This window comes from Vibrio methylphosphonaticus, assembly GCF_023634655.1.
GTDB lineage: Bacteria > Pseudomonadota > Gammaproteobacteria > Enterobacterales > Vibrionaceae > Vibrio > Vibrio methylphosphonaticus.
Map to the genome: position 1 here is coordinate 98434 of NZ_JAMKMS010000006.1, position 24925 is coordinate 123358.

The following is a 24925-nucleotide window of genomic DNA, read 5'->3' on the forward strand; positions in this document are numbered from 1 at the left end:
TGGAGGTAGGGCATGATTAGTTATGGTATTCGGCGGTGATTAATGTTGTTAAGTTATTGAAAAATAATGTTTAAATCCATTGTGATAGTTGGCTGTGCTAGTTTTGGGCTGCTTAGATAGGTTTGCTTGATGGTGATGTGCTGTAGAGTGAGCAATTGTTGGTTGTATATGTTGAATTTGTATTTTTGCCGGGTGTAAATGCTGGAAATTGTTGAATTAATAGATTTACTGCGTTTTACTTATTTGTAATGAAATTGTTGCATTTGTAGCTAAAGTGCAAACTAACAAGGCGATTATTATGTTACATTCCAATGAGAACACCCTACATTTAACTCAACTCAGTGCGGAAGCGACACAACAGCTTTCTCCTTCCTTTTCTAAACTACCCAATACCGAGCATGCTGATGGGCAATATCGCCTGCGTCGTTATTCGGTGATTCAATTTTGCGATGGAAAAGTGGTGGAAGAAGATAAACATGACTTTATTCAAACGGAGCACTTTAATCATTTCCAAGGGGATGTAATTCGTCGCTTTGAGCCAATCCTCTCCAAAACATTGCATAGCGAAGGCATGCGTGAATTGGTCTCGTTATTTATGACGTCAAACCACCTCCCTAATGGACAAGAAATCGAAATACATCAAATGCGCATCGCTGCCGTTTATGAAGAGACTCAAGTCGCGCCAGAAGGGGTACATCAAGACGGTTTTGACCATATAGCGATTGTTGGTATTGAGCGCAAGAACATCGTGGGAGGGGAGGTGATGCTTTACAACGACAATCACGAAGCGCCGTTCTTTAGAAAAGTGCTCGAAGATGGCGAAGTGGCTATTTTAGATGACCATCGCTTATGGCATAACGCACAACCTATTCGTTGTGTTGATTCTGAAACAGAAGGTCACATGGACGTGTTTGTACTTACTGCTAAGGATGCAAACAATGCACTTCACTCCTAATTCAGCTAGAGAACACTTTCCAGCGCTAGCACAGCGGCATAATGAACGACCGGTTGTGTTTCTCGATGGACCGGGCGGGTCGCAAGTACCGCATACTGTACTTGAGGCAATGACGCACTATTTAGGACGTTATAACTCAAATCTCGGCGGGCATTACTTTTCGAGTCAACATACTGTCACGTTGATGGCAAAGGCTCGCAGCGCAGCCGCTGAATTTCTTAATGCGGAAAGCGGTGAGCAGGTTATGTTTGGGGCCAATATGACGTCCTTGACGTTCCAGTTAAGTCGTGCGATTTCTCGTGACTGGCAACCTGAGGATGAAGTCATTGTCACTGCTTTGGATCATTATTCGAATGTGTCGTCTTGGCAACAAGCGGCCGACGATAAAGGCGCCATTGTTAAGCAAGTTCAGGTAGATGAGCGCCATTGCACTCTGGATTATGAGCACTTTGAATCATTACTGACCACTAAGACGAAGCTGATTGCTGTGACGTATGCATCGAATACGACAGGGTCCATCACCGATATTCGCCGTATTGTGGCGGCGGCAAAGAAAGTCGGGGCCCAAGTGTATGTGGATGCGGTCCATTTTGCACCTCACGCATTAATCGACGTACAAAGTTTAGGCTGCGACTATTTAGTGTGCTCCGCCTACAAGTTCTTTGGACCCCATTTAGGTCTTGCCTACATTGCACCGCAGCATCTGCAATCGCTCAAGCCATATAAGGTTGAACCGGCAACCAATATTGGCCCGGGTAGATTTGAAACAGGCACTCAGAGTTTTGAATCATTGGCAGGTTTAATCGCGGCAATTGACTATTTAGCCCAATGGGGCGAAGGAAACGGGGCTCGTAAAAAGTTAATATCATCGGCTCGCATCATTGCCCAGCATGAAGAGCAAATCAGTCGTTACTTTTTAGAAAGACTGTCTAGGTTAGACTACATGACGCTCTATGGAACGCCGGAAGCAGACCATCAGCTAAGAACCCCAACCTTTGCTTTACGTTCGGATGTACACTCACCTGAATGGATGGCAAAAGTGCTCGGGGAACAAAATATCTGCGTGTGGAACGGGCATTTCTATGCGTTAGGTTTAGTTAAACAACTGGGGATTGAGGCGTTGGGTGGCGTATTAAGAGTAGGCTTTATGCATTACAACACCTTAGCCGAAGTGGATACGTTTTTTGATGCTCTTGAATCGATGCATTGATCTATTGCGCATTGATGTTTGCTAATTATCGCCCTCATGAAAGAGGGCGATATTGGCTCTGTCTTCTGACTATTCAGACACTTCCACTTCGTAAGATGTAAACTTCCTAATGTTAATCACGCCTGTATCAAAGATCAGGTATTGACCTTTAATCCCCTTTAGTACGCCAGAAACAACCGGCTCTTTATCAAAGTTATGGGACTTAATCTTAGTTGGGTGCTCGTCTACTGGATAGCTAAGAGGTGTAATGCTCTCGGCAAGTATTTCGATAGAGTGTTCGCCATATTGCGCGCGGATCTCGGCAATTTTATCGGCAACAAGAGGAAGCAACTCTAGTGCTTTTTCTTGCAGCGCAATGGGAGCACCATCTTCTTTTAATAGTGTGCGCCAGTTGGTTTTGTCGGCAATGTGCTTTGCCAGTTCAATCTCAATTAAGCCAGAAATGTAGCGAGTTGATACTTTTAAAATAGGTAGACCCTGTGTGGCACCTTGGTCGATCCAGCGAGTGGGAATTTGAGTGTGACGAGTGATACCCACTTTTAGGCTCGAGGTATTCGATAGGTAGACAAAATGGTCCACCATGCAGTTGGCTTCGCCCCATTCTGGCTCTCGGCAAGTACCGGCATCGTAGTGGCAAGTTTCAGGTTTCATGATGCACATATCGCAACTGGCGAGCTTACGCATACAGACGAAGCAGTGACCTTGAGAATAGCTTTTTTTCGTTTTTTTACCGCAGGCACTACAAAAGATATTGCCAGTATGGGTAAGGGTTAATGTGCGGCCGATGAAGGACGCGAGTTCAATTTCGTGCTCGCCAACAGGCAGACGATATTGAACCGTTGAGTCGAGAGTAGCACGCATTTTGGACAGCGTGCCAGATGCTAAAAGCGACATGACATTACTCATTTTTGTTGTTTTGTTTAGTGTAACAAATACTAGATAACGGGTCTGTCTAAAATCGTATTGGTCCCCCCAAATATTAAACGTGATTTAGTTGTTACAGGCTAGTTTAAACCGTCCGGACTAACTCAAATATTTGAGACTGGCTAAAGCATTCCAGACAGGTTTAAAGGTGACGGGGAGCCTATCGGTTATTGAAATGGAGAGTGCCAGTGCGTTTGAGAGCTACCATTATGTTTGGCGTTATACATGGCTTGATCCGCTAACTTGATCAGTTCATTGGGGGTTTTGGCTGACTCAGGATAAATAGAAACACCGATACTCAGTGAAAGCCCATACCGGTCTAATTGCAGCGATCCAACCAGGTCCTCCATAGCGTAATGGAGCTTGTCGCAAATGATATGAATGACGTTGAGCTGCCTTAGGTTTGAAAGCAGAATCACAAACTCGTCACCGCCATATCGGCAGACAAGATCACTACTGCGCAGGTTATTGGTTAAAAGATTTGAAATGCCTTGTAAAAGGTTGTCCCCGACGTGGTGGCCTTCATTATCATTTACGGCTTTAAAATTATTGACGTCGAGAAATAGCAACCCAAAGTGTAATTGATTAACTTGATGGTGCGCGATTTCGTTTTCTAATCGGGAGTGAAAATCTTTCCTATTCGGGAGTCTAGTGAGGTCGTCTCTGCGGGCTAGTTCCTGAAATTTTTGCTCGGAAACTTTGAGTTCATGAAATTTAGTGTTGAGGTGGTGCTGAAGATAGTTGAGTGCTTTTGCTAAATCCCCAATCTCATCCGTTTGGTTGAATTGATAGAAGTGAGCTGTTTTTCCGAGTGCTATGCGCTGTGCTAAGCGTGAGATTCTTGTTAGTGGAAGGGTGATCAGCTTGAATAGTGAGTAAGAAAGCAGTAGTGCGGTCAGCATAAAAATGAGAACGGTGACACCAAACCCACGGATTGCGGTGTGCGTCCACAGCTCTGTAATAGAATCGCGCCTTGTTTGCCCAAACATATAAAAATGAGATGTGCCGTGAATGAGAAATTTGGCGGGAGAAAAATAAACGTAGCTATGCCCCTCAGGTAGCTGTTGATCAGTTACCTTAAAAAATGACACGATATTTTCTGAAATAGTGTTAAAAGCTACAGGGTGATCTTGCTGAATTTGCTCTATTTTTCCGCGAGTATAGCCAAACTGCTTATCGTTATCACTGTGTAAAAGATAGTCGCCGTCAGTATTGGTGATAAAAAACGTAGAGGGCGCATCCATAATGGATGTTGCATTCTCCATTAATTGCTCAATGTCGATAGCAATGAGTAACGAAAGGTCACGCTTGTTCAATGTCGGCAAGGGGTAAATGACAAAAACAAAAGGCACCGGTTTTGGGTGCGATATTCTATCGTAGTGCATTGAAATTGGCGATACAAAGATCTCGTGCGGATGAAATGCAAAGGCTTGTGTATAAAAGGAAATATGGGCAAGGTTATTCAATTCATCACTATCAACTTGAATCACATTTTGTTGTTGGTTGCGTTCTAAGCGGAGTATTTCTTGATGCGATTGAGCTCGATCGATCACAGAGATACTGTTAAATATCACATCATTTTGGATCACTGCGGCGATGATAGAGGATAAAGCCGCTGAATTCGTATTGTCTTGCTGGGTGTCGTCTTGCAGGGTATTTTCTAGCAGTGTTGCTAAGGTATCATTCATTCGTTCGATGTCATGCAGCTTTTCTTGCAAAGACCGAATAACGGTACCTGAAGTTTGCTTCATCTTTTCTTCGGTGTTAGAAACGAGTAATGTCACCGAATGTTGATAGGTGAGCCAAGCAACACAAGAAAATGTGCCAAAGATAGAAACAAAGAAGATCAAGGTTATTTTACTAGAAAGCTTCATGGTTCGGCTCTTTTGGTATGTTCCATTACTTTTTCAAGCGACTTTCCACTGTATACGGCATCCCACATTGCTTCACGTTCGTGCGGAGATTCAACGGGCGCTAACCAAATGAGTTTTTGTTGTTGTGTTTTAGGCGAGAACTGAGCCAATGGGCTCTGTAGTCCGTGGCGCTGAGTGATTTCCAATTGAACCCAAGGTTCTAGAGTGAAATTAATCCATTGGTGTGCGAGTTCAGAATGTTCAGTATCGGCAAGTATTGCCCAGCAGTCTAGCCAAGCTAGTGCGCCTTCTGTTGGAATAGTATAAGCAACATTCGCGCCGGATTGTTGTAATGACGTTAACTGCTGGAGGCCAAAGTTAGCAAACATCAGTGACAATTCAAATTGATTGAATAGTTGGGTCGCTTCTTCAACCGAGTCATAAAAAGTCTGAGAGTTATCTCTAAGAGCGATGAGCTTTTTGGCGACATTGGACTGCTCGGTGGCAGGGATGTTAAAAGGGTCATCAAGGCTAAGTGTCAATGCAGCAAGGCTTGTATTGTGTGTCCCACCATCATAGCTCAACACTTTTTTATCGTAAGCAATAGACCAAAATTCGTTCCATGAAGAGGGAGGCGTTTTCACGCGATCTTTATGGTAGATCATCCCCATTGAAGAATAAGTAAACGGCATGCCATAGATCGTGCCGTGCTGTGATGTTCTGGTGTTACGATTAAGGGGTGTAAACTGATCACTTAACCACCGGTTATTTGATATCTTAGATATATCAATGGGAAGAATGCGTTTTAATTTAATATATCGCTTTAGCTCAGAGGAGTTTAATACCACGATATCAAATTTATGCTTGGCATTATCAATATTGTTCCGTAACTGCTTATCGTTAGTGACATATGTGATGTTTATATCGGTGTTATATTTTTTTTCAAAATAAGATACGATATCCATGTCGGTATAACCATGCCAAGATAGTATATTTAAGTTGGAATTTGCTTCTGATTTAGCGCAAGCAAAAGCCATGATTAATATAGAACTGCAGACTATCTTTCTCTTCATTTTATTGCCTATTAAGACCTAACCCTAAAGAGTAATAGGATCGATTTTTGTTATTTCAAATTAAAATTAACAAATCCATCAACTGGCTTGTTTTTGATGTTGGATTTGAGATCTTCGTCACCAAAAAGCTAATTTTTGAGGTCGGTATCACATTTTTAGTGAGATTGGGTTGTAACGAATCTCAAAAGTTGGAATGGGTATCGTTACCAGTCTTTGTTGAGTATTTAGTCAAATAAATAAATAGATCACAGCTAATATCGTTATCGGTTTGCTAGTAAATAATAATTCTAAAGCACATGTAACCATGATGAGTTAGAGATAATAAATGTTGAGGTTTAAATGGAATTAACTGAGGCAAAAGATTTTGTTAATTTAAATAATACGCAGTACTTTAAATTCAGCAAGAAGGTTTTTACATTCATAGCGGTAATATCGGTAGCGGTTAATATCCTTTTTTTGGTGTTGCCCTTGTTTTCTATGCAGGTTTTTGATCGTGTTTTATCGTCAGAAAGTAGAGAAACCTTGGTTATGCTAGCATCTGTCGCATTATTTCTTTTATCTATTCAAGCGTTACTCGATTGGGTGAGAGGGCAAGTAATGCTGCGTTATGGTTATGGAATTGAACAGCACTCATCAGATTTTGCGTTTAATATTTCAATGCTAAAGTCTCAAGAGAACAATGGGATACATAGCCAACCGCTCTCAGACCTATCACGAGTAAAAGAGGTCATCGCATCACCCGGCATTTTTGCTCTTTTTGATGCGCCTTTTGCCCCAGTTTTCCTAGCGGTTATGTATTTAATGCACCCGTTACTCGGTCACTTTGCTCTTGCTGGTGCCACTGTCCTTTTTGTTATTTCGATTCTAAGCCTGCTCGTTACTAAGCGTCTGCAAAATAATGCCAGCCAGCATGCCGGCACGTTTAATGCGTTAACCAGTGATTGGCTCAAAAATGCTGAAATTGTTCAAGCGCTTGGGATGAACGACAACTTAGTGGCTAAGTGGCGCAAAGAATCGATTAATCCAACCGTAGACAAAGCAACCGCAGACAAAATCTCACGAGGGATTTTGGCGCTAGCAAAATACGCTCGAATGCTGTTACAGATAGGGGTGCTATGTGTCTCTGTGATTCTAGTGCTCGAAAATGAAGTGGGAGCCGGTGTGTTGATTGCCGCCTCGATGATCATGAGCCGAGTCCTGGCGCCCGTAGAACAAGCAATTCACAATTGGCAGAGTTGGTTAGAGGGATGGAAGGCACATAAGCGCTTACGTCAAGCTTATCTTGAGCAGCCGGCAGATGTGGTGGAGCTACCGAAAATTAAAGGTACCATCCAATTTGAAAAGGTCACGCTTGGGCATCACGGAAGTGAAAAGCCGCTACTTGAAGAACTGTCATTTGTTATTCCTGCCGGCGCTTCTGTCGCTATAGTAGGAGGAAGTGGCGTCGGAAAATCGACGTTAGTGAAAGCCATGTTGGGGCTGGTTACCCCTGTTAACGGCCAAGTGCGTATTGACGGTGCCACCTTGAACCAAAGACAAGTGTCGGAACTTGGTAAGCAGGTAGGTTATGTGTCCCAAAATAGCCAACTACTGTCCGGTACTATTGCACAAAATATTTGTCGCTTTGATGACGCTGTTGAAGCAAAAAACATTGTCGACGCCGCCAAATTAGCCGGTGTTCATGAAATGATTCTTACCCTTCCCAATGGATACCAAACGCTGGTTGGGAGCTTAGGTATTCGGCTCTCGGGTGGGCAACAGCAACGAATTGCCATGGCACGAGCACTTTATACCAAACCTGCACTGCTCATTCTTGATGAGCCCGATTCGAACCTAGACCATCCGGGGCAAGCCGCACTAACCGACTTTATCGCGCAGGCACATTATAAGCGCATCACCGTTATTGTTATTTCCCATCGAATGTCGATCATTCAGCATACCGGTCTTTGCATGGTGCTTGGCGAAGGGCGAATGCAACAATATGGCAAGACAAGTGACATTCTCAACATCCCCAAAAGCAAAGAAAGCGGTATGGAGAGTGCATCATGAAACTGACTCACACAGAAACCTCTCGTTCATTCAATTTGTCATTAAGCGGCTACGTTCTATTGGGTTGGTTGGTGTTGTTATTGTGCGTGATTGGCGTTGGATACTGGAGCTATCGAGCGCCGCTTAGTTCCGCATCATTGGCACCGGGTAAATTGGTCACCGAGTTAGAGAATCAGGCGGTTCAGCATCACACCGGAGGGGTGGTTGAAATCTTATCCGTTAAAGAGGGACAGCGTGTAGAGAAAGGCGATCTGCTATTGGTGCTGTCTGACCCACTATTAGTGAGCCAGTTAGAGCAACTTAACCAGAAGAAATTTATCGTGCAGTCGAGGCTTTCTCGGGTAGCCGCTGAACTATCTGGCGACACCATACAATGGAAGCAAGCGCATGAGCTCACTCCTATTCAAGCTCAGATACGCCGTGATCAGGCATCGCTACTTAATCAAAATCGATTAATTCACAAAGAGCAACTTGCATCGTTACATCAACAAATTACCCAGTCTGAAAACGACAGTGATAGTTATAAAGCGTGGTTATCAAGCGATGCACAGTCACTAAAACTATTGAGCGAAGAGATTGAAGCCAACTCTGCTCTGTTGGAAAAAGGCTATGTGTCAAAAGTCGCCTTTTTGGAACTAAAGCGAGAGTACTCCAGCTTGGTGGCAAGAATTGCCGAACATCGAACGCGTATTAACAGAGCTCAAAGTAAAATCATTGAGCTAGGTTCGCAGATTGACGCCATGAAAATGAACTTTATGCGCACCGCGCAAGAAAAGAAGCAAACGCTCGTTTCAGAAGAACAAGCCATATTAAAGCAGTTAAAAGCATCCAACACCCTCAATGATCGAATTGAGGTAAGAGCGCCGGTAAGTGGTGAAGTCATTAACCTCACCATTCATACCCAAGGAGGCGTTATCGCACCCACCAGTACAATTTTAGAAATTGTGCCGAAAAACACCCGTGTGGTAGCGAGCGTTAATATTCAACCCAAAGATATCGAATCGGTGTATGAAGGTCTGTCAGCAAATATCCGACTGACATCATACAGCTTTCGACAAGTCCCAGCGGTAACAGGTGAGCTTATACACCTCTCTGCGGACAGCATCGTGGATGAGCGGCTAGGCGGTCATTTCTATCAAGGAAAGATAGCCCTCGATGCAACGGAGCTTCTCGATCTTGGCTTAGATCTTAAACCGGGTATGCCGGTAGAAGCACAAATAGTACTAGAGGAACGCACGGTTCTCGATTATTTACTTTCTCCGCTGATACAGAGTATGGAGAAGGGGATGAGAGAGATTTAGGGCAACGTCAGAAAGGAATGATCGACATGGAATTAACAAATATAAAAGGCACGTTAGGAGATAACGAAATCAACGGTGGAAATGCCAATGAACACATTAGGGGGCGTAAAGGAGATGACGTAATCAACGGTGGAGATAATAATGACATCGTTGAGGGAAACCAGGGCGATGACACTCTCAATGGTGGTGCGGGTGATGACATCCTATTTGGCGGCGTGGGAAACGACACACTAACTGGTGGTGTTGGTGCGGATACATTCGCCATGCGTATCACCCATGGTGGTAAAAATACCATTACCGACTTTGAGGTTGGCACCGATAACTTACAGTTCTTAGTGGATCGCAAACATTTCGTGTTGTCGAATGATTTAGCACGAAATGACACCCATGAAGGTCACGTAGACAATAAACTGGACCAAAAGCTCGAAAGGTTAAATGATAAATTTTTTGACGATTCACTGGGACTTAAAGTGGCTGCTGAAGGTAGCAATGAAACGTTCGGCCTTGAAAATGCGAATACGTTTGTTGACACTGCAGTTGACGAAGAATTGTCGATTATTGTTAATGGCGATGATCTTGTTTTAACTTTTTTCTCGGGTGTTGGTAATGGAAATAAAGGGACAACCATTACTCTTAATGGCGTAGCTGATAATGTCTATATTGCACGTATTATTGATGGTAGCGAAGAGTTAACTGATGCTCAACAAGATAACATAGTCGGTATCCTCACGGGTGACATCCCAGTATTTGAGGGCTCAGTTCTCGATTATCACTATCAAAATCGTTTAACATTGACAGATACCGTTAATGATCGTGATGGTGTGGTCCAACTTGATGAAAGTGTAGAAAAAGCAAGCTTTGCAGATGGGACATATACGTTGGTCACAGGTCACAATGGTTACGACAACTTGAAAGCCGAAGAGGGAGTCGACTCTCTTTTAATCGGTACTCATGGTCATGATGACCTCACAGGCAACAACGGCAATGATGTCTTAATTGGTGATAATGGGGTTGGGTTTACCCACGCCCCTGGTAACGATAACCTAAATGGCGGTGGAGGCGATGACATTCTCCATGGTGGTTCTGGTAATGACCATCTTGATGGTGGCGAAGGGATCGATAAGGCCGTATTTGGCGGCTCAGTATTGGACTATAACTTCTTACATCAGTCTGGCGGTAATACGGAAGTAAGAGATTTAGTCGGCGGACGAGACGGTAATGATTTTGTCAAAAACACCGAAACCTTTTCCTTTGCTGACGGCGAGTATGCATTTCTACGTGGTCACAACGCAGGTGATAATTTAACGGCTGGAGATATTGATACTCTATTAGTTGGGTTCACTGGTGATGACACTTTGAACGGCGGTGCCGGAGACGATGTATTGCTCGGCGATAACGGTGTTGGTTTTACTCACCATGGTGGTAATGACAACCTCAATGGTGGCGCAGGGAATGATCTTCTTCACGGTGGTGCTGGAAATGACAACCTCAATGGTGGAGAAGGAATCGATACTGCGATATTTAGTGGGTCTTACCTAGAGTATCATTTTCAAAATCGCCTCACGGTCACAGATACAATTGGTGGACGTGACGGTAAGGATCAACTAAGCAATGTTGAAAAAGCCACTTTTTCAGAAGGAACGTACACACTAGTAACTGGTCACAATGCCTACGATAATCTTAAAGCAGAAGAGGGTGTTGATTCCATGCTTATTGGTACTCATGGTCATGATGATCTCACCGGTAGCAGCGGTAATGATGTGTTATTTGGAGATAATGGCGTTGGGTTCACGTATCTGGGAGGCGATGACACGCTAGACGGCGGAGATGGTCAAGATTACATACATGCAGGTGCGGGTAATGACACCATATATGCTGACCAAAAGGCACCAGCACACTTAGCTATTAACGCTGAAAGTGACATTATTGATGGGGCTGAAGGTATCGATACACTGACCTACAATGATACTTACAAAAATGCTGACTCCTTAAAAGTAACGGTTGTTGATAGTGATACCTTTAATGTTGAGACGTTGCAAGGTTCTGATGTCACATCAACGGATACGGTTTCAAATGTTGAAGTATTAAACGGTACTCGTGGTGACGACATTATCGACTTCAGTGGCTTAGGGCATGGTATGACCTATAACGACAAGTGGACGGGCGCAGGTCAAGAGGAAGTAACGGGTACTGACTACGACGATATTATTAACGTGATGCACGGTGACGATACCGTCTACGCAAGTGGCGGCCAAGATTATGTAAATGGAGGGCACGGTCAAGACTCATTGGTGTTTAACGCTGCGAAAGCGGATATAAATGTTGAAGTAAACGGAGCTGCCCATAAACAAGAGTATAAAGTTTTTGATAGCTCTCTCGATGTGAACCTTGACGTAGATACAGCTAATGATGTGTTTACTATTATAACAAATGTTGAGTATATAATCGGAAACGATGGATCTTTTGAGATTGTTTAGTAGTAATGGGTAATATGTACTTGAAGAGGTCTTCGACATATGTCGAAGACCTTTTTGTTATTTTCCCTAAACCAGTGCTTCATACGGTGGTGATTGTACCGAAGGGCTACTGACCGAAATCAAGGTCGGATATTCGAAAAAGACAATTTGAGAAAGGCAAGAACCCTTTTGATTGCGTATTAAACCGATCCCCCACAACCAGCAATTTATAGATCACACAAAATTGTCAATGTTAAGCGCTGGATAGAGCGAGAGGCTTCATGGTATCGGAATTTGATGATTGCGAATCATAACGCCAAACAGTACGTTATTGATGTACTAGTCAAGGAGTTTTGCGCCACTTTATGAAGTTTCCTTATCAATGCCTCTTGCTAATGGTTGTTGTCACGGTAGCGGTTGTTCAGTCTTTTCAATTATGGGGGGACCAGAAACGGCTGGTTTTAACGTCTGAGCAATTTAAGCGCTTTGCGACCAACGATCAGCAAGATGGAGGTCAAAGCCTGTCGACGCTGACAGCCAATAAAAACCAAGTTCAACTCAGTTGTGAATTAAAAAGCAGCGACTACCCCTGGCCCTACTGTGGGTTGTCTATTCATTTAACTGATGATGCATCAAAAGGAAAAGATCTTTCTGCGTATCATACGTTAGAAATTGAACTGGATTACCCCCAACCGCTTGATGCCGAAAAATCGCTGCGCCTTTATTTGAGAAACTACAATCCCGCCTATTCAAACCTTGAAGATGAGTATACTCATAAGTACAACGGCATTACGCTGAATTATGACAATCAGAGGTTATCGATCCCTATTAAAAACTTTCAGGTGATGACGTGGTGGTTAGTCGACAATAAAATACCCTTAGAATTTGCTTCCCCTGAATACAGCAATGTTACTAAGTTTGAGTTAGCGACGGGGTCAAACTCCGCGCTGGGTGACCATCAAATAACGATTAAGAACATCACGTTGATAGGGCGCTATATTGAGGGTGAAGGCCTGTTTTTAATGTTACTTGTGATTTGGGTTATTGCTGCCACCAGTTTGATTATGTGGGAGTTTAGAAAGCACCACCGAGATATTGAACGTTCGCAGCAAAGAACGGCGCATTTAGCCCGTCTCAATCAGAGGCTAGTAAGCGAAAACATTCGGTTTGCCGAGTTAGCACATAAAGATGCTCTCACGGGGATCCGCAACCGACATGCGGTTAGAGAGTGGCTAGATAGCTATCAGGAAAGCACCTCAACTCATGTAATGAGTATTCTTTTTATTGATATTGACTACTTTAAATCCATCAATGATACCTATGGACACAGTGTTGGTGATGACGTGTTACGTGAATTTGCGGTGATATTGTCGGAGTTTATGACTGAACCAGACATTGTTGTACGCTGGGGAGGCGAAGAGTTTGTCATTTTTTGTATTGACAAGAATCGCTCACTCGCTGAACAAGAAGCCGAAAAGATACGCCAGAAAGTGAGCAGCCATCTATGGGTACACGGGGATCCGTTGACGTGCAGTATTGGTGTTTCAGATGTGTACGATGGCAATGTTTATGCAGCCATCACTCAGGCAGATAACTATTTGTATCGTGCCAAACAAGCGGGAAGGAATTGTGTTGTGGCTGGCTGATTCGTTGGTTAGCCAAGTTGGTTGATAATGAAGTTTGATGATCACTAAGCTGTTGATGATAAATAAGTTTGTTGATGATAACTAAGTTTTTTGATGATCAAGGATTCATCAGCGGGTCCGTTGGATCGATGGGAGTCATTTCGCTTTCTACCGTTTCTACCGTTTCGACTTCAGGAATGATGGGCTCTTTAGGGCCTAAATATTTAGGCTGCGTGTCCATGATATATAAGTCCAAGAATGCTTTTGTTCGTGCAAAGACTTCTCTAAGACGAATAGAGAAGCCCGATTTAGATGTTGGACCCGATACCGCAAGGCAGGTCGCATTGATATCGTAAGAACGCGCGATAAACAGCGCTCGTTCACAGTGAAACTTTTGCGTGATGATGAGAAAGTCATCGGTATCGAAGATTTTCTTGGCTCGAACAATGGAGTCTAGCGTTCTAAAACCAGCATAATCGAGGTGAATTGCTGGTTCGGGTACTTCGGCTCGCAACAAATCACGCTTCATTGTCCAAGGTTCGTTGTACGAGCGATGGGCATTGTCTCCGCTGAGTAAAAAGTGTGACACTTTCCCTTCATTATAAAGATCGATAGCGGCTTCGATGCGATGTGAATAATATTCATTGAGTGTGCGGCCCAAGTACTTACTGGTGCCTAACACCACCGCAACTTGGACGTTATCTATCTGTTTAATAGACGTGAGAATGCGGTCTTCAGCTTGCCAGCTAACCCAGCGGTCAACGGAGACAACAAAAACAACGAACATGATCACAGTATAACAAGCAATACGAAGCCCTCTCTTGATGACAGAGAGCACGGATGTGGAGAACAACGTTTCCTTGCTAAATCTAAAGGTCACTAAATCTGACGATTCCTTTGAGCCCAAATTCCTATACTCACAAAGCTTAGAACCACAATGCTGAACATCAAGCCGGGTTCGGTATTATCCAAAACATCTGCTAATAAGGGCGTTGCTTTTATTATCACCAGCCCATAGCCAAATGCGTTAAGTAGTATAAAGCAGACCGTACGAATTGCGAAATTTGTGTTTCGCAATGCGTTTCGCATCAAGCGGTTTATGTCTGCCCCAAGTACGACAAGTACGCAAGCAACAAGTGCCGTGGAGACCTCAAAAAGATAGGGCGAAATAAACTGGCCACCGGGCGCGAAGATGTTAAGCATAAAAGATAGTCCTTACTACTGATGTCGCATTGCTGAGTCTAGAAACGGAGTTATTAAACAAAAAAAAGGCCCTTGTAAACAAGAGCCTATATGTTAGTAAACCGCTAAATGTGAGGTGTATTCCGTTTAGAACGCAGAGCGCTTGTACTTACGGTACACGGGCTGCCAGAAGTTTTCTTCAATTGCGGCACGAAGCGTCTCGTCAGAGGTTTCTTTTGCAACGCCTTGCTCGATGGCTTTTTTAGCGACCGCAAAGGCAATGCGTTTTGACACTAAGTGAATCTCTTCTAATGGCGGCAATAGTTGCCCAAAGCCTTTTTGTGCCAGTGGAGAACACTCGGCCAGCGCTCGGCTAGATTCCATTAACATTTCATCGGTAACGCGCGAGGCTTGAGCCGCGAGTACACCAAGACCAATACCAGGGAAAATATAGCTGTTATTACATTGCGCGATAGGGTAGGTTTTTCCTTCCACAACAACAGGGTCAAAAGGGCTACCTGTTGCGACCAATGCTTGACCTTTGGTCCAGCGAAGAATGTCATTGGGTGTTGCTTCAACACGGCTGGTTGGGTTTGAAAGTGGGAACACAATTGGGCGTTCACAATGCTGATGCATCTCTTGGATGATCTCTTTACTAAACAGACCCGGAGCGCCAGATACACCAATTAATACTGTTGGCTTACCATTCTTAATGACATCGTGCAGAGAGAAGCCACTGTTTTCACTTTGCCAATCGGCGGTGTTAGCGTGCTTTTGTACCAAACGTTGTTGGAAATCGAGAAGGTTTTGCATGCCTTCTTGCAATAAGCCCCAACGGTCAACCATAAAGACTTGTGAACGAGCTTGTTCATCAGAGATGCCTTCAGACACCATTTGCGCCACGATAGCTTCGGCAATACCACAACCAGCAGAGCCTGCACCCAAGAAGGTAATGCGCTGGTCAGACAGGTTACTGCCTGCCGCTTTACATGCCGCGAGCAAAGACCCTACGGTGACCGCAGCGGTACCTTGAATATCATCGTTAAAACAACAAATGCGATCTTTGTAGCGCTCAAGCAGTGGCATCGCATTTTTCTGTGCAAAGTCTTCAAATTGAACGAGCGCATCAGGCCAGCGGCGCTGAACTGCTTGAATAAAGTCTTCCACAAACGCGCGGTATTCATCGCCAGTAATACGTGGATGACGCCAACCCATGTACATTGGATCCGCAAGACGCTGTGGATTGTTGGTGCCCACATCTAAAACAATTGGTAACGTGTAGGCAGGGCTAATTCCGCCACATGCTGTATACAGTGCCAGTTTCCCAATTGGGATCCCCATGCCGCCAATGCCTTGGTCTCCCAATCCCAAGATACGCTCACCATCCGTGACAACGATAACTTTAACGTTGTGGTTGCGAGCATTGTTTAGCAAGTCGTCAATACGGTCACGGTTTGGGTAAGAGATAAACAAACCTCGTCCACGACGATAGATGTTTGAGAAGTTTTCACACGCTGCCCCAACAGTAGGGGTATAAATGATCGGCATCATTTCTGAAATATGGTTTTGAACCAAGCGGTAAAAAAGCGTCTCATTGGTGTCTTGGATGTTACGAAGATAAATGTGCTTATCCATGTCGCTTTCGAAGCTCGTATATTGCTTATACGCTCGGTCTACTTGTTCTTGTATGGTCTCAGTAGTTTCCGGTAGTAGCCCTTCTAAGTTGAAAGACATACGTTCTTCATTGTTAAAAGCGCTGCCTTTATTTAGAAGTGGGGTACTAAGTAGGGCAGGGCCTGCATATGGAATATAAAGCGGTCGTTTATTGTTGTTCATGGGTTACCTGTTTGGGAACAGTGGAGATGGAATTGAGCACAATTGAGGTGCGTAATTTACCATATAATTCTCGATATCGCGATGAAGTTTTGTTAACGGCTTGTGTCTCGCTAGGGAAAATTGTATTGATGCATCTCGAAACTTTGGTTGACCCTCGTTATACTCACATCCCTAATACTTATTGCTTAGTGTCGTTATGATTTCTCTCCCTATTGATAGCATTGAATCCGAATTTAAACAGTTACTTAACAAGCACCACTTGGTGGTTGAGGCTGAGACGGGATCGGGTAAATCGACACGTTTGCCACTTTGGGCGATGACACAAGGAAGGGTGCTGGTGGTTGAACCGCGTCGGATTGCGTGTACCTCGCTGGCTGCGTTTGTCGCAGAAACGCTATCTGAAAAGGTAGGTGTGAGTGTGGGGTATGCGATAAAGCTCGAAAGTTGCTACCAAGATAGCTCTCGTGTGGTGTTTGTGACACCGGGTGTTGCTTTACGTTGGTTTGCTGAAAATCAACTGGCGAATTTTGATATTGTCATTATTGATGAGTTTCATGAACGACGTTGGGATACAGACTTACTGGTGGCACTATTAAAAAAAGCACAGAGCCATCGAACCGTCATCACCTCGGCGACCATTGAAGGAGAAAAGCTCGCTGGGTATTTCGGTGCGCAACGTTTGGTGGCGCAGGGACGTCATTATGACGTTGCACTCCAGCATGTCCGAGACGATAGCCGCCAGTTGCCCGATAGCCGAGATTTAGAGCAGAGAATTAAAGAAACGGTTGAGCGTTACTGGCAGACATTAAACGGTGATGTGTTGGTGTTTCTCCCAGGCCGAAAGGAAATACAACAAACGGCGTCTATGTTGCGATCCACTGCTGAGCAATACGACTGTATTATCGCTCCCTTATATGCGGCCGTCACAGACTCGGAACGTACGCTAGCGATGACAAAGCAGAGCAAGCGTAAGATCGTCTTGGCGACGAACGTGGCTGAAACCTCCCTGACAATACCGAACATAGAATTGGTTATCGATTCTGGTCTTGAGCGTCGCAATGTTCAAAGAAATGGTCGTACTACGCTGATGCTCTCTCATATTTCCAAAGCCAGTGCTAAACAGAGAAGTGGGCGAGCGGGCCGCGTGATGAATGGGCAATGTGTTCGTTTGTATGGCGAGCATGCCGCGCTTGCCGCAGTGACGCCACCAGAACTTCAGCGAGAGTCCGTTGTGGAACCGGCTCTTGTTGCGGCAGGGTGTGGCCTGTCGATAGAGAGACTAGAATTTATCGATGCAATTCCCGTGAAATCCCTAGAACAAGCGATCCTGCATTTGACAGAGCTTGGAGCAATTAATGAATCTGGTATCACCGAACATGGTCGTCAACTCGCCCCGTTACCGGTTGATACTTTATACGCACATCTAATCGCGAAAATGCCGACCAACGCATTAAAAGAAGTGATGATCGACTTAACGGCGGCGTTGTGCACAACAGGCAATGTGTACCAACTCTCTGGTAATGAAGAAGTGCTTGAAGCGCTGGATAAACAAGAGCCAAGAGGCTGCGATGCGACGCTTTTAGTAGGATTGGTTCGAGGCAAGGTGTTTAGCGGCATTACTATTAATGCGGAAGCATTGAAGGAAGCGCAAGGTCTATCACAACAGATGCGTGATGTGTTTCAGTTGCCTGCGCGAGAGGTTGCGTCACGTTATGATATTTCAGAGTGGATACTGGCAACGATTCAGGCTAACAACGAATTGTTGTTTGTACGCCGCAAGAAACGTAAAGAGGCGCTTGGCAATGGTCATATGGAAGTTCTTCTTGGGCGTCAAAGCAGGCTGAAACCAAGCTCTGAAGGAGCACTGGTGTTTTCTATTCATAGCTTACCGGGACGAGGCGTTAGGGAAACTATGAACTTAGCCACTGCCGTTATGCCCGTTAGCATGACGATGATCGAACACTCAGGCGTTGGCCAGTGGCGGACAAAAGAAACGGTTGATACTGAGCAGGGCCTGAAAAACCTCGATGAATTGCAGTACGCTGGTAGAGTGATTACAACGCGACTATCAGAGCCGGAAGGCGGCAGCGCATTAACCATGATGGTCAACGCCATCATGGTTAAGAAAGTGTTTCCTGCGTTAGCTCAACGCATTCAAAGTGAGTTGAAGCACTGGCAGCTTTACCAAGAATTGGGGCTGGCTGAGCATAGTAAAGTAGTCTCACCGATCACCGTAGAGCAATGGTTACACGATAATTTGAAAGCTCTGGGCGTGGAATCGTTGAGTGATCTTGAGTTGTTGGATGAAGATGATTTTATTGTAGAAGGTGTTCCTCATTGGGAGTACCAAGATTTTGCTGCTCGTTTTCCGCTCATTATTCAGTTAAGTGGTTTAAAGTTGGACGTGGAATATTTTGGGCGAAGTAAACTTGTCCAAGTTCATTTCAATAGCGGCAGTAGAAAGGCGGATCCAATGCGCAAAGAGTTACCTGCTTGGCAAGGGTGGCGAGTCCGTTATAAAAAAGCGAGCCGAGTGATTGATCTAAGATAAATGATGCTTAGTGTTACCGCTGTATTTTTTGGGCTCTATTATCTTAGGCTGCATTTCGGTTGTGGTATCTATCCTGCTTATCCTGCGTATGACCGATCTTAGAGCAGGGCTTAGGAACGCAATCGGTTAAATAAGATTATGCACACTGGTGCATTTTTGTTCATTTTTTGTTGCGAATTGGCTTTTTATATCACTATTAAATCACTACTGAAGTAATAAAAGATGATTTTAATATATCCTATTGCTATATGCCGACTGTTGGACAATAGTAGCTATATAACATTCTGTAAGCAGGAGTGGTGATGAGCAGTGAGATCTTAACGGAAATAGAATTTGACTATACAAGCTTTCTTGGCGCATCTTGCAGCAAGAAGTGGACATTTCTTGAAGCATTAACCTCCGTCGCACCAATTTTTGGGGAAGCGTGGAAAGCGAATGCAAAAGAACTAGAGGATGTTGACTCACGTTTGTGGAATGAAGCACTTAATACGCTTTCAAGTCGACAAAGTGATGAACGCAATTTGATTCGTTTAATTCGTCTGGCTCGTGAGGAAAAAATTTCCCGTCTTAAAGTCGTGATGCCTTATTCACTGGAAGTTGAGCAATTAGACGAAATTCAGACAAAAACCGAAACAAAAGTTTTATTAGACACTGAGAATGATGTGCTAACGATCATACTCTCGTCCTAATTGAAAAGAGAGGGGGCATTTAACCCCCTCTCTTTTTACTAATACGCTCGTTGCTATCAATACGTGAGTAACTGTTAAACAATAAATCAGTCAGCGATTAAATTATAATCGCGACGAAGAATATCAATGATTTCTTGTTTAGGGTTATCGCTCAATACGATCTTTTGTCCTGTGATTTTCTCGGCAATACCAATGTAGGTTTCAGACACGCTCGTCAGAGCGTCTAGCGGTAGAGCATTATTGATGGCTAATGCTTCACGTTCTGGCATGCGCTCTTTGTTAAGCAGGATATCTGGGTCTGGGAAGTAGTTAAGGAGAAACTGTCTAAAGCCTTCTTTGGAGTTTTCTACGATTTTACCTTCTTGATAAGCCGTCGTATCCCAAATACGAGATGAGTCAGGCGTTCCCACTTCATCCATGTAGATCAATTTTTCGTTGCCGCTTGCATCAGTTACATAGCCAAATTCAAATTTGGTATCAACAAAGGTTTGATCAATTTGCTCAAGCGCGTCGCTAATGACGGTAAACCCTTCTTTTAGCAATTTCTCGTATTGTGCGACACCTTCGATATCAGAGAAGTTAAAAGCTGAGTAGTTATCGACGATATTGTCGCGAGTGATATTAACGTCATCAGCTTCTGGTACGCCAGGGATATCACGTAAAATTCCTTTAGTCGACGGAGTAATGAGTACGTCGTCAAGTTTAGAATCCTTCTTTAATCCTTCTGGTAGAGTAATACCGCAGAATTCTCTTTCGCCTTGCGCATAGGCGCGCCACATAGACCCTGTTATGTACTGACGGCAAATCGCTTCAATCATGACAGGTTTAGCTTTTTGAACAATCCAGATAAATGGGTGAGGAATATCTAAGATGTGGCTATCAGCAAGCCCGCTCTCTTTAAAGAGCTTGAACCAATGATTGGAAATGGCATTGAGTGCAGCGCCTTTTCCAGGAACGCCTTTTAGTCCACCTTCACCATGCCAGATACAATCGAATGCTGAAATACGGTCACTGATTACCATAATAGCTAGAGGGGCATCTTCTGCCACATCATAACCTTTATCTTTAATCAGGCGGCGACTATCTGCTTCGGTCAACCAATAGACTGAACGTACTTTACCACTATGCACAGGCTTATCGGTACGAATTGGGAGATCATCGTTTACAGCAAGGACTTGATCAGCGAGACTCATTGAGACATTCCTATCTAACGTTGGCGTCGCAGCAAAGGCGACAAAGAAGAAAGAGCAACTAAATGCTCACTTTTCCCCGCATCATACCAGAATTCAGACTCGCTTCCATCATAAAAGCAAACGTTTGCTTCGTTTTCCTATTTATCTTTCTTGTCCGTTCAGAAAAGCGCCATTTCTTTGCTGTATTGATTCTCCGAACGAAGGATTAGTGTAAATAAGGAGAGGGCACAAGAAAAATAACTTCGCAGTTATATTGTTGAGCAAGCTGCTGCAAGTGCTGCTGACTAGTGGATGAAAAGTCGCCATGGGCGATAATGGCACAGGCATTGCCTGACTGAATGGCTTTTTCGATAACTTGTGTTTGGCTTAGGTGCAGTGATGGTTTCATTTGCACCATATGATTACCCAGCTCTTCATAATGAGAAACTTGTGCCATTGTAGGGCGAGGACATTCTGCAGTAAGTAGTATCCATTGATGTTTTGAAGCGAGCTGAGACACTTGACTGAGTACATTCGTTTCCATGCCCCGTTGGTACGGCGGAAGCGCTCTTTTTGCCGTAACGTCACGACGTGAATGGATGTTCAGTGGGTTAAGAATTTCAGTATCTCGCAACATAAACCTGTCCTTTTATACATGCTGTATGTCTATACAGTAGTTTTAAGGTGTAAAAAGGTCAATGTGTTTTTTTAAATCTGTCCGTATATATTCTTAAGCTATTGATATATATGGATTTATAATTTATGAAAATGTGACGTGGAACAACATAGGTTTCGGAAGTAGACGTAGTAACACTGAAGTACTGTATAACTACTGTATGAAGGGATAGCCATGGTGTTTGATTGACCGATTTACGATGCGCTAAGGAAAAAGAGGAATACGGTGGGCAGGTGTAGAGTAAAAATAATAACGCCCCTTTTCTAAAAGGGGCGCCTGAAAAAAGCTAAGATTTACACAGGGAGTCTCTGTATTCTAACTCCGCTTGATTAAATTGCCTTACATCCATCGCCGCGAAGTTGACACATTCCTCACATGAGAAATGACACTTGCCGTCGACATACTGGTGCTTAGTCACATAGTTTGGTTTTTGGCACCAATCACAAAAACCTTCAATGGTGAACGTATACATTTTTTCTCCCCACCCTTAAATACTGGGTGTTATTCTCACTACTGATTATGACATGAAATAGCATTCAATGTTAAATAATTGTTTCATATATCGTGTTTTTATAAGCATTAGTGAGAGCGAGGTGAGTTTTAATGAATTTTTTGAGATTTTTTGACATGTGCCATCAGCGTTTTGAACGCGATGTTGAGCTGTTTCATCTCGTCTTCAGACCCTTGGATGTCAGGATGGAAAATACGAGATAGCTGCTTATAGCGAGATTTAAGCAAGGTAGGCGTAAGTAGTTTTCGTTGGTTCGGCGAAAATCCAAATCGCAAATATGCTTCTTCGATTGCGTTTGACGGCGGAGTTACAGGCGCACTATGTGGCGCAGTTTGCGAAATTTTTAATTTATGCTGAAGTGCTGTGATGGTTCGTTGCTGAGCTTGTAAAGCCTCCTGTAAGCGTTGATCACCACGGCGTTCGTTCGCTAAAGCGCGTTTGAACTGTGTTAAATAGTAGCCAACTACCGTTAAAATGAGCAATAACAATGCCCAGTACATAAAGTGGGTAGTCCAAGACATAGCAACGCGGTTGTTGAGTCTCACACTGTTGTTATAAGATTGATTATTCCCTGATACGGCAGGTTGAGGGGTCGCTCCTTCTTGCTGCTGCAAAGCGTCAATCTGACGGCGCTGTCGCTCGTTAAACTGCTGTTGCAGTGCGAGCTCAAACTCTGCCTCAAAGGCGCTAGATTGCTCGACAGCTAAGGAGTACCAAAGCACGGCTTGGTCTGCGGCTGGAATATTTACCTTATTATCACTATAGAGCTTAGCGAGTTTACCGTAAGTACTTTTGTCACCTAGCACAGCTAGCTTGGTGTATAAAAGGGCAGCACGTGAAGTGTTTTGTGTGATTCCTCTTCCGTATTCGAGTGCTTGGGCATAGTTGTAGGTCGCGTTGAGGTGACCATTGTTGCTTGCTTGTTGATACCAGTGGCTAGCGTTGGCGAGGTCTTGTTTCACTCCTTGTCCAGTCTCATAAGCAAGCCCCAGCTGATATTGGGCATCGGCGTTATCAAGAAGGGCTTGCTGTTCTAGAGAAGCGATGGAGCTCGCGAGGGCAGAGTGGTTAAGCACAACGCACAAGGTAATGACGCGGGTGGAGAACGACCATGCGCGACAAAGCAGCTGAACCATTATCTTCCGAGTCATCATCTTCCTTAATAATAACGAATGGCAGGTAACGCTATTTGAGCATTTTAGGTGCTTGTGCGCCATTGATTGGTCGGTTTACCGAGAGCTTGCGACCTTTTTTTAGTCCAACTTCATAATCGGCCGTGATATTTTTCATTGCATCTCTAAGTTGTTGTTTGAACGTCTCACGGTCGATATTTTTAAACTCTTTATCGATATAGTTGTTGATTTTGTTGTTTGACTCATCATCAGGGGTAATGATAGGAAGCTTTTCTAGTGCGCCTTCAATCCAACCAGAAACAAAAGAGTTAACCCGTCGAGTGACTTCCGCTGTTGAAGTCCCTGAGCCTGCAAACCCATTTCTAAACTGCCCGGTATGCTCATTCATTTCTCGATAAATAATATCGAATGCGAACGCTGCGAAGATCGCTCGGTCCGCCTCACCAATAAACTCAACACGTTTGAGTCCTTTGTGATTTAGCAAAACGGCCTCGACGCCAAATTTGGTGTTAATACCACGAATCACACGTAGAAGCGTTGAACTAATATTGGCTGGCAACAAATGCGTCGATTGGGTTTTCCCCATTTTGATGAACTCGATGTCATCTTTATCCAGCCCATACTTCAGCATGAGGTTATGCGCCATTTTGATCGCATTTGCGGCTTCATTGACGTTAGCTGAATTACCTAGTTCAAGGCATTTGGCAATTTTTTTAAGGGCTTTTTGTTTATCCATCGACAATGTGAGTTCTCTGTACCGCGAAAGAAAAAGGGCACTATTTTAACGATTTTCCGAGGAAAGGGGAAGCATGGGTTTAGATTTACCTAACGCATGAAGGTGAATCATTAAGATGGTAGTCGGCACTACCCCGAATGGGCGAGTTAGGCGAAGACCTAGCATCGCGCCTAACTCGCATCTAACTCGCACCCAAGAGAGCACCATAACGATGTTTTCTTATGGACTCTCTTTGGACTAAAGTTTGGGAAAGTTGTTCAAAGACAAGTGAGGATGAGTTAGATACCTAGTTCGTCTAATAAATCTTGGCTCGCGCTGTCTTGCTTTGTTTGGGCTTTCTCTGTTGCTTTGTCTTTTATCGCTTGCTCAATGAGCATGTCAGGAGATTCATCGGCTTGTACTTCAAACTCTTCCATTTGGATGAATTCGGTTTTATCCATAGCAAACTCTAAGTAAAAGATATTGTTGTTTGCCGTTGAGAAAGTGACGCGTCTTGCCTGTGGGCGTTCTAAATTAGTGTCAACCGATAGAACAACCTGCTTGTTTATCGCGAGCATCTTAGGTTGGTTTTGCGTGATATTCGTTTGAAGTTCTTTTCTCACCTTGTTGGTGAAATCACCAACCAGTTGATTCATTAATTCACCAAGTACGTCGCCGACTTCATCGGCATTATGGTGAATGGCGAGTTCTTCTTCTGGCATGCCCATGCTGCGCATGTAGTTTGAATAGACTTCTAAAGCCGCTTGTGACGTAAAGTTGATCACAACCAGGCCAGAGAAGCCACCGTCAAATAACACAAAACAACCGAAGTCGGGTTTTAGTGTCGTTTTGGTGATTTTTTGCACCATGGCTGAATACGTAACACTTGATTGCGTTGCTGACGTGAGTACATGTGATACGGATTGGCATAGCTTAAGGAGAATGTCTTCCGTGGTAATAACCTTGGTTTTTTTCATTAGATACCGCTTTATTGAATGTCTGCTTCCTTGATAG

The 24925-nt window shown here is 44.0% G+C and carries 20 protein-coding genes; 8 read left to right on the plus strand and 12 right to left on the minus strand.

Annotated features, from left to right (window positions below; all coding sequences use genetic code 11):
- The first annotated feature begins 298 nt into the window (after positions 1-298).
- Both M9196_RS08885 and M9196_RS08890 read left to right on the plus strand, forming a co-directional pair.
- Positions 299-955 carry a 2OG-Fe dioxygenase family protein gene (locus M9196_RS08885; RefSeq protein ID WP_250617184.1) on the plus strand — a complete coding sequence of 219 codons (657 nt, stop codon included), beginning with the start codon at positions 299-301 and terminating at the stop codon, positions 953-955.
- Positions 939-2165: a cysteine desulfurase-like protein gene (locus tag M9196_RS08890; protein WP_250617185.1), complete on the plus strand. Its 1227-nt coding sequence runs from the start codon at positions 939-941 to the stop codon at positions 2163-2165. Before M9196_RS08885 ends, M9196_RS08890 begins: the two co-directional genes overlap by 17 nt.
- 69 nt (positions 2166-2234) lie before the next feature.
- Here M9196_RS08890 and M9196_RS08895 read toward each other — a convergent pair whose 3' ends face one another.
- The 3 genes from M9196_RS08895 to M9196_RS08905 form a co-directional block, all read right to left on the minus strand.
- Positions 2235-3059: a DUF2797 domain-containing protein gene (locus M9196_RS08895; protein ID WP_250617186.1), complete on the minus strand. Its 825-nt coding sequence runs from the start codon at positions 3057-3059 to the stop codon at positions 2235-2237.
- Between the two features lie 197 nt (positions 3060-3256).
- Positions 3257-4963 (minus strand): GGDEF domain-containing protein, encoded by a 1707-nt coding sequence (locus M9196_RS08900; protein ID WP_250617187.1) that lies wholly within the window; start codon positions 4961-4963, stop codon positions 3257-3259.
- Positions 4960-5907: an ABC transporter substrate-binding protein gene (locus M9196_RS08905; protein ID WP_250617188.1), complete on the minus strand. Its 948-nt coding sequence runs from the start codon at positions 5905-5907 to the stop codon at positions 4960-4962. The genes M9196_RS08900 and M9196_RS08905 overlap by 4 nt, the downstream gene beginning before the upstream one ends.
- A gap of 447 nt (positions 5908-6354) precedes the next feature.
- Between M9196_RS08905 and M9196_RS08910 the strand changes: the two genes are divergently transcribed.
- The 4 genes from M9196_RS08910 (at position 6355) to M9196_RS08935 (ending at position 13467) form a co-directional block, all read left to right on the plus strand.
- Entirely contained in the window at positions 6355-8064 is a 1710-nt protein-coding gene (locus tag M9196_RS08910; protein WP_250617189.1) for a type I secretion system permease/ATPase, read from the plus strand.
- Complete coding sequence (locus M9196_RS08915; protein WP_250617190.1) at positions 8061-9365, plus strand: HlyD family type I secretion periplasmic adaptor subunit; 1305 nt, start codon at positions 8061-8063, stop codon at positions 9363-9365. Before M9196_RS08910 ends, M9196_RS08915 begins: the two co-directional genes overlap by 4 nt.
- Positions 9366-9391: 26 nt before the next feature.
- On the plus strand, positions 9392-11842 hold the full coding sequence (locus M9196_RS08930; RefSeq protein ID WP_284677139.1) for a calcium-binding protein: 2451 nt from the start codon (positions 9392-9394) through the stop codon (positions 11840-11842).
- 344 nt (positions 11843-12186) lie between these two features.
- Entirely contained in the window at positions 12187-13467 is a 1281-nt protein-coding gene (locus M9196_RS08935; RefSeq protein WP_250617191.1) for a sensor domain-containing diguanylate cyclase, read from the plus strand.
- Positions 13468-13564: 97 nt separating this feature from the next.
- Here M9196_RS08935 and M9196_RS08940 read toward each other — a convergent pair whose 3' ends face one another.
- The 3 genes from M9196_RS08940 to M9196_RS08950 all read right to left on the minus strand — a co-directional run bounded on the left by M9196_RS08940 (position 13565) and on the right by M9196_RS08950 (position 16464).
- On the minus strand, positions 13565-14233 hold the full coding sequence (locus tag M9196_RS08940; RefSeq protein ID WP_250617349.1) for a SanA/YdcF family protein: 669 nt from the start codon (positions 14231-14233) through the stop codon (positions 13565-13567).
- Positions 14234-14325: 92 nt separating this feature from the next.
- Complete coding sequence (locus M9196_RS08945; protein WP_250617192.1) at positions 14326-14649, minus strand: DUF3392 domain-containing protein; 324 nt, start codon at positions 14647-14649, stop codon at positions 14326-14328.
- A gap of 126 nt (positions 14650-14775) precedes the next feature.
- Positions 14776-16464, minus strand: coding sequence for an NAD-dependent malic enzyme (locus M9196_RS08950; protein WP_250617193.1), 1689 nt, complete (start codon positions 16462-16464; stop codon positions 14776-14778).
- 196 nt (positions 16465-16660) lie between these two features.
- On the opposite strand from M9196_RS08950, the gene M9196_RS08955 reads away from it, so the two are divergent.
- Entirely contained in the window at positions 16661-19015 is a 2355-nt protein-coding gene (locus M9196_RS08955; protein ID WP_250617194.1) for a helicase-related protein, read from the plus strand.
- 302 nt (positions 19016-19317) lie between these two features.
- The gene (locus M9196_RS08960; protein WP_250617195.1) at positions 19318-19704 is read left to right on the plus strand and encodes a transporter; all 387 of its coding nucleotides are present in this window, start codon (positions 19318-19320) and stop codon (positions 19702-19704) included.
- Positions 19705-19790: 86 nt separating this feature from the next.
- Here M9196_RS08960 and M9196_RS08965 read toward each other — a convergent pair whose 3' ends face one another.
- From M9196_RS08965 to M9196_RS08990, 6 genes are all read right to left on the minus strand, one after another.
- Positions 19791-20897 carry a phosphoribosylaminoimidazolesuccinocarboxamide synthase gene (locus M9196_RS08965; protein WP_250617196.1) on the minus strand — a complete coding sequence of 369 codons (1107 nt, stop codon included), beginning with the start codon at positions 20895-20897 and terminating at the stop codon, positions 19791-19793.
- Positions 20898-21102: 205 nt separating this feature from the next.
- Positions 21103-21513 (minus strand): hypothetical protein, encoded by a 411-nt coding sequence (locus tag M9196_RS08970; protein WP_250617197.1) that lies wholly within the window; start codon positions 21511-21513, stop codon positions 21103-21105.
- Between the two features lie 325 nt (positions 21514-21838).
- Positions 21839-22024 (minus strand): hypothetical protein, encoded by a 186-nt coding sequence (locus M9196_RS08975; RefSeq protein WP_250617198.1) that lies wholly within the window; start codon positions 22022-22024, stop codon positions 21839-21841.
- Positions 22025-22152: 128 nt separating this feature from the next.
- Positions 22153-23214 carry a J domain-containing protein gene (locus M9196_RS08980; protein WP_250617199.1) on the minus strand — a complete coding sequence of 354 codons (1062 nt, stop codon included), beginning with the start codon at positions 23212-23214 and terminating at the stop codon, positions 22153-22155.
- A 34-nt stretch (positions 23215-23248) separates the two neighbouring features.
- The gene (locus tag M9196_RS08985) at positions 23249-23932 is read right to left on the minus strand and encodes a DUF2786 domain-containing protein (protein ID WP_250617200.1); all 684 of its coding nucleotides are present in this window, start codon (positions 23930-23932) and stop codon (positions 23249-23251) included.
- A 278-nt stretch (positions 23933-24210) separates the two neighbouring features.
- Positions 24211-24888 carry a DUF3334 family protein gene (locus M9196_RS08990; protein WP_250617201.1) on the minus strand — a complete coding sequence of 226 codons (678 nt, stop codon included), beginning with the start codon at positions 24886-24888 and terminating at the stop codon, positions 24211-24213.
- Positions 24889-24925 lie beyond the last annotated feature (37 nt).

Coding starts and splice junctions, on each gene's coding strand:
- M9196_RS08885 (WP_250617184.1), top strand. CDS start 299: ATGTTACATTCCAATGAGAACACCCTACATTTAACTCAACTCAGTGCG.
- M9196_RS08890 (WP_250617185.1), top strand. CDS start 939: ATGCACTTCACTCCTAATTCAGCTAGAGAACACTTTCCAGCGCTAGCA.
- M9196_RS08895 (WP_250617186.1), bottom strand. CDS start 3,059: ATGTCGCTTTTAGCATCTGGCACGCTGTCCAAAATGCGTGCTACTCTC.
- M9196_RS08900 (WP_250617187.1), bottom strand. CDS start 4,963: ATGAAGCTTTCTAGTAAAATAACCTTGATCTTCTTTGTTTCTATCTTT.
- M9196_RS08905 (WP_250617188.1), bottom strand. CDS start 5,907: ATGGATATCGTATCTTATTTTGAAAAAAAATATAACACCGATATAAAC.
- M9196_RS08910 (WP_250617189.1), top strand. CDS start 6,355: ATGGAATTAACTGAGGCAAAAGATTTTGTTAATTTAAATAATACGCAG.
- M9196_RS08915 (WP_250617190.1), top strand. CDS start 8,061: ATGAAACTGACTCACACAGAAACCTCTCGTTCATTCAATTTGTCATTA.
- M9196_RS08930 (WP_284677139.1), top strand. CDS start 9,392: ATGGAATTAACAAATATAAAAGGCACGTTAGGAGATAACGAAATCAAC.
- M9196_RS08935 (WP_250617191.1), top strand. CDS start 12,187: ATGAAGTTTCCTTATCAATGCCTCTTGCTAATGGTTGTTGTCACGGTA.
- M9196_RS08940 (WP_250617349.1), bottom strand. CDS start 14,233: ATGTTCGTTGTTTTTGTTGTCTCCGTTGACCGCTGGGTTAGCTGGCAA.
- M9196_RS08945 (WP_250617192.1), bottom strand. CDS start 14,649: ATGCTTAACATCTTCGCGCCCGGTGGCCAGTTTATTTCGCCCTATCTT.
- M9196_RS08950 (WP_250617193.1), bottom strand. CDS start 16,464: ATGAACAACAATAAACGACCGCTTTATATTCCATATGCAGGCCCTGCC.
- M9196_RS08955 (WP_250617194.1), top strand. CDS start 16,661: ATGATTTCTCTCCCTATTGATAGCATTGAATCCGAATTTAAACAGTTA.
- M9196_RS08960 (WP_250617195.1), top strand. CDS start 19,318: ATGAGCAGTGAGATCTTAACGGAAATAGAATTTGACTATACAAGCTTT.
- M9196_RS08965 (WP_250617196.1), bottom strand. CDS start 20,897: ATGAGTCTCGCTGATCAAGTCCTTGCTGTAAACGATGATCTCCCAATT.
- M9196_RS08970 (WP_250617197.1), bottom strand. CDS start 21,513: ATGTTGCGAGATACTGAAATTCTTAACCCACTGAACATCCATTCACGT.
- M9196_RS08975 (WP_250617198.1), bottom strand. CDS start 22,024: ATGTATACGTTCACCATTGAAGGTTTTTGTGATTGGTGCCAAAAACCA.
- M9196_RS08980 (WP_250617199.1), bottom strand. CDS start 23,214: ATGACTCGGAAGATAATGGTTCAGCTGCTTTGTCGCGCATGGTCGTTC.
- M9196_RS08985 (WP_250617200.1), bottom strand. CDS start 23,932: ATGGATAAACAAAAAGCCCTTAAAAAAATTGCCAAATGCCTTGAACTA.
- M9196_RS08990 (WP_250617201.1), bottom strand. CDS start 24,888: ATGAAAAAAACCAAGGTTATTACCACGGAAGACATTCTCCTTAAGCTA.